Origin of the sequence: Amaricoccus sp. (assembly GCF_036846665.1) — a bacterium.
GTDB lineage: Bacteria > Pseudomonadota > Alphaproteobacteria > Rhodobacterales > Rhodobacteraceae > Amaricoccus.
The window spans coordinates 1-4329 of record NZ_DAIUBO010000280.1; the positions used below are offsets into that span (position 1 = coordinate 1).

The following is a 4329-nucleotide window of genomic DNA, read 5'->3' on the forward strand; positions in this document are numbered from 1 at the left end:
GCACCATCGCCGCCGAGGGAACCCACGCCGGCGTCGTGGCGGCGTTCCTCGCGGCACTTGCCGCTGAACCGAATCTGTTCGTCGGGAACTGGCTCCCGAAGAGAGGAGCGCTCCAGGTCACGATACCACTCGAGAAGCTCGCCTCTGCCGACGCCGGCGCCGCTAGGATCGCCGCCCTTCTCGAGTCCATCGGCTCGGGTGAACCCCAGATCAACATCGGTGCCCGGATTCTGCGGTCGGGACATTCCATTGACGTCGTTCCGAGCTGGGTCAGCAAGGTGCGGGTTGTCGAGGAAGTTCGCCGCGCACTTTCCGACGAGGCCGCAGTCGTGCTTCGGATTGGTGACAGCGGGGACAATCAGGGTAACGACTTCGAGCTCCTGGAAGGTGCTTTCGGTCTGAGTGTAGACCGGGTATGCCACCGGGATGGCTCTTGCTGGAACCTGTTGCCGCCCGGCATTTCCGGTCCGGAGGGCTTGGCGCGGATCCTTCGTGCGATCCAGCCGTTACGCCCGGGCATCGCACGTGTTGATGTTCCCAGTTTGTTCACGATATGATGCCATTTGTGCGGAATGGAGCCACGGTGACGGCCGACGATTCGAACAAGGCGCTCGACTCCGCACGCGGCGTAGTCGCCGGAACGGGGCTGGCAGCACTCGACCGCATATACGGCACTGGCCGTGACCAGGCCGTGGAAGCCCTTGGTGGTTCCTGCGCGAACGTGCTTGTGTCTCTTGCCATGCTGGGGCACCGCGCGGCGCCCTTATTGGCGTTGGGCGAAGATAGGCCCGGTGACTTACTGCTCGATGAGCTCGGGCGCGCCGGCTGCGAGACGCGCTGGGTCGTTCGCAGTCAGGAGCGCCACTCCCCCGTCATCGTCGAGTACCTCGACTTGGATCGGGCGCGGCATTCGTTCAGCTTTCGCTGTCCCGAGACGTCGGCGGACCTGCCCCGCTGGCGTTCGATAGATGAAGATCAGGTCTCTTCGGCCGACGGGGTCCTGAGGGAAGCATCCGTGTTCTATGCTGATCGACTGTCGCCGGCCATCGTCACTGCCATGGAGGCGGCTAGCGAGGCTGGAGCGCTGGTCTTCTTCGAGCCTGCTATGACCGGCGACGAGGCCCTGCTCGCGCGCGCTCTTCGGACAGTCTCCATCCTCAAGTTGTCCGACGAGACGATGAGCGGAATACCGCCCGAGGCAGCAGCCGCAGTTCGTTCTTCGATGGTCGTCATTCGCACGCACGGGGCTCGGGGCCTCACCGTCGCCTACCGTGGAACCGAGAGTCTCTTCCCTGCAGAGCCAGCGCCCAGACTCGTCGACACGTGCGGTTCGGGCGATATGGTCACGACAGGCCTCCTTGACGTCCTCCTGAGATGCAGAACGTCCGGTGGCGGCTGGTCGGCGAGCGATATTCACGACGGTGTTAGGGCTGGGCAGAGGCTCGCGGCCTTGAACTGTGCGTTCGCGGGCGCGCGCGGCCTGTTTCTCGCGCTCGGGGCCAGCAATGTGCGATCGGGCCTCGACCGAGACTTCGAGGATGACTTCATCACCTTCGCGCTGACGTTCGGTCCTTGCGACGGCTACTGAACTGCTTGGACGGACCGCGAGCCAGGCTCCAAGCTCGCGCTTGCAGTTAGCTGGTTAGTCTGCCCCTCTCTTCCGCACCGCTATTCGGCAGCTTCGACCGCCATCGGCGCAGCAAGAGGCTTGGCGGCGCGCCCTTGCCAGAGCCTCTCCCGTACTTCCATCAGCATGAGACCGAGCATGTTTCGGCCGCCCTTGTGTTCCACCTCGCCCCAAAGCCTATTGACGGCGTTATCAACAGTCGCGGTCTCAATAAGCCGCGCGGCGCCGGTCGACACTAATAGATCAGCCAGATCGGGGTGCTGAGTGAACTTCGCCCAAAGGACGCGCCGCATCCTATCAAATCTTGTCCGGGACCAATCCGGTGCGATGTCCCATTGGTAGAGGCCATGTGCCGCCATCGCCAGAAGCGCCGGTGACGGGGCGGCCATAAGCCATGCCCGGACCTCAGGTTTGCGTGCCTTGCCCGCCTGATAGGCGTGCTCGGACGTCGGATACGCCTGACCCTCGAACTCGATCGCCCTCCGGTAGAGGTTGCTGAAGGCGCCGTAGGGCCGCTCGCTAGAGCGGTAGAACCGAATTTCTCGCATGCGCCTCTCTATCTTGCGTTTGTTGCATATTCTGCATTATCACATATGCACAATCAAGTCGGATCTCCCTTGTCTCATCGGCGCGGACGTCCTCCTAGCGAAACCGAAGGAGCTCGGGCAGCCGTTCAACTCGTGCGGACTGCCATGAAAATTAATGCCTTAACGGAGAGCGCGCTCGCCCAGTTGGTCGGGATCAACCAATCCAGCGTGAGCCGCGCCTTGAATCGCGACCCCCCGACTTGGACTCCCAGCCTTCGCCGAATATTCAGTTATGCAGAAAACCTGCCATCAGAGGCGGTGACAGTTGACAATGAGGTCGCCAGGGAGGCGCTCGCACGAGCGGCAGCGGGCGCATGGGACGGAACGTCGAAAGGACTTCACTCCCTGTTACGCCTGCTCAGCGTCCTTCGCGAATTCCGCGATGTCGCAGTACCGCAACGTTCGCCCGGGCCCAGCGTGAAGGAGTGAATCCGAAACATTGGAGTGGACCCTCATGGCCCTCAATGCCGAGCCGGTTCTCCCGATCGAGCTGGCGTGAAGACCGTTGCGGTTGGGTTCAGGCGTCGCCGTTTGCCTGGGGCAGAGGTTGGCGATCCGCGAGTATTGTGCTGAGCCGAGCGGCCTGCTGCTCCGGGTGTTGCGACTCCACCAATCATCCGGCAAGCTCCGCCCAGGATCTCAAGATCTTGTTGCCGAATGGATTGCTCTTGCCCGATCCCAACCAGAGCCCGGAGCAGATCGCCCGCGACGCCATCGACGCGCGCCTGTCGGCATCCGGCTGGGCCGTTCAGCACAACCGGAAGATTGACCATTCCGCCGGCCCCGGCATCGCGGTCAGGGAATACCCAACCAGCATCGGCCCGGCCGACTACGCCCTCTTCACGGACCGCAAGGCCCTCGGCGTGGTCGAGGCCAAGCCCGACAGTTGGGGCGCCCGGCTTACGACCGTCGAGGCGCAGTCGTCGGGATACGCGGAGGCCCAACTGAAATGGGTGAAGAGCTCGGAGCGCCTTCCATTCGTCTACGAGGCGACAGGCGTCCTCACCCGCTTCACCGATGGCCGCGATCCGAAGCCCCGTTCGCGCGAGGTTTTCACCTTCCACCGCCCCGAAACCCTGCGCGAGTGGCTCGGCCAGCCGAGGTCGTTCCGCGCAGCGCTCCACGACCTGCCGCCGCTGAACACGACGGGCCTGCGTGACTGCCAGATCGCCGCCATCACCAAGCTGGAAGCCTCGCTAATGGAGGACCGCCCGCGCGCGCTCGTCCAGATGGCTACCGGGTCGGGAAAGACCTTCACCGCGATCACGGAGGTCTATCGCCTGTTGAAGTTCGCCGGGGCCCGACGTGTCCTGTTCCTCGTGGACACCCGGAACCTCGGTGAGCAGGCGGAACAGGAATTCATGTCCTACGTCCCGAGCGACGACAGCCGGAAGTTCACGGAGCTCTACACCGTCCAGCGCCTGTCCTCGTCCTACATCTCGCCGCAGGCGCAGGTCTGCATCTCGACGATCCAGCGGATGTATTCGATCCTGAAGGGCGAGGAGCTGGCCGAGGGCGCCGAAGACGTGAACCCGGCCGAGCGCGCCTCGCTCCGCAAGGAGCCCCTGCCGGTTGTCTACAACCCGAAACTGCCACCCGAGTTCTTCGACGTCGTCATCATCGACGAGTGCCACCGGTCGATCTACAACCTCTGGCGGCAGGTGATCGAGTATTTCGACAGCTTCCTGATCGGCCTCACCGCCACGCCCGACAATCGCACCTACGGCTTCTTCCACAAGAACGTCGTCAGCGAATACGCCCACGAGAAGGCCGTCGCCGATGGGGTGAACGTTGGCAACGAGGTCTATCTGATCGAGACCGAGGTCACGATGCGGGGCGCGAAGCTGCGAGCCGAGCAGCTGGTCGAGAAGCGCGAGCGGCAGACCCGCGCGAAGCGGTGGGAGAAGCAGGACGCGGAGGAGGATTACGCCGCCACCCGGCTCGATCGCTCGGTGGTGAACCCCGACCAGATCCGCACCGTGATCCGCGCCTTTCGCGATAAGCTTCCCGAGATCTTTCCTGGCCGTAAGGAGGTGCCGAAGACCCTGATCTTCGCCAAAACCGACAGCCACGCCGACGACATCATCCAGACCGTCCGGCAGGAGTTCGGCGAGG

At 63.6% G+C, this 4329-nt stretch carries 4 protein-coding genes; 3 read left to right on the forward strand and 1 reads right to left on the reverse strand.

Annotated elements, in window-relative coordinates:
* Both V7050_RS18585 and V7050_RS18590 read left to right on the forward strand, forming a co-directional pair.
* The coding region (locus tag V7050_RS18585; RefSeq protein ID WP_324410994.1) for a hypothetical protein at positions 1-557 on the forward strand (557 nt) is incomplete at its 5' end.
* Between the two features lie 26 nt (positions 558-583).
* Positions 584-1588 (forward strand): PfkB family carbohydrate kinase, encoded by a 1005-nt coding sequence (locus tag V7050_RS18590; RefSeq protein ID WP_324410996.1) that lies wholly within the window; start codon positions 584-586, stop codon positions 1586-1588.
* Between the two features lie 80 nt (positions 1589-1668).
* On the opposite strand, the gene V7050_RS18595 is transcribed toward V7050_RS18590, so the two are convergent.
* Positions 1669-2175, reverse strand: coding sequence for an NADAR family protein (locus V7050_RS18595; protein WP_324410998.1), 507 nt, complete (start codon positions 2173-2175; stop codon positions 1669-1671).
* A 503-nt stretch (positions 2176-2678) separates the two neighbouring features.
* Between V7050_RS18595 and V7050_RS18600 the strand changes: the two genes are divergently transcribed.
* A partial coding sequence (locus V7050_RS18600; RefSeq protein WP_324411000.1) for a DEAD/DEAH box helicase family protein occupies positions 2679-4329 on the forward strand: 1651 nt, incomplete at its 3' end.

What these genes read in the sequence shown, in the direction of transcription:
- V7050_RS18595 (WP_324410998.1), bottom strand. Translation starts at nt 2,175, where the DNA reads ATGCGAGAAATTCGGTTCTACCGCTCTAGCGAGCGGCCCTACGGCGCC.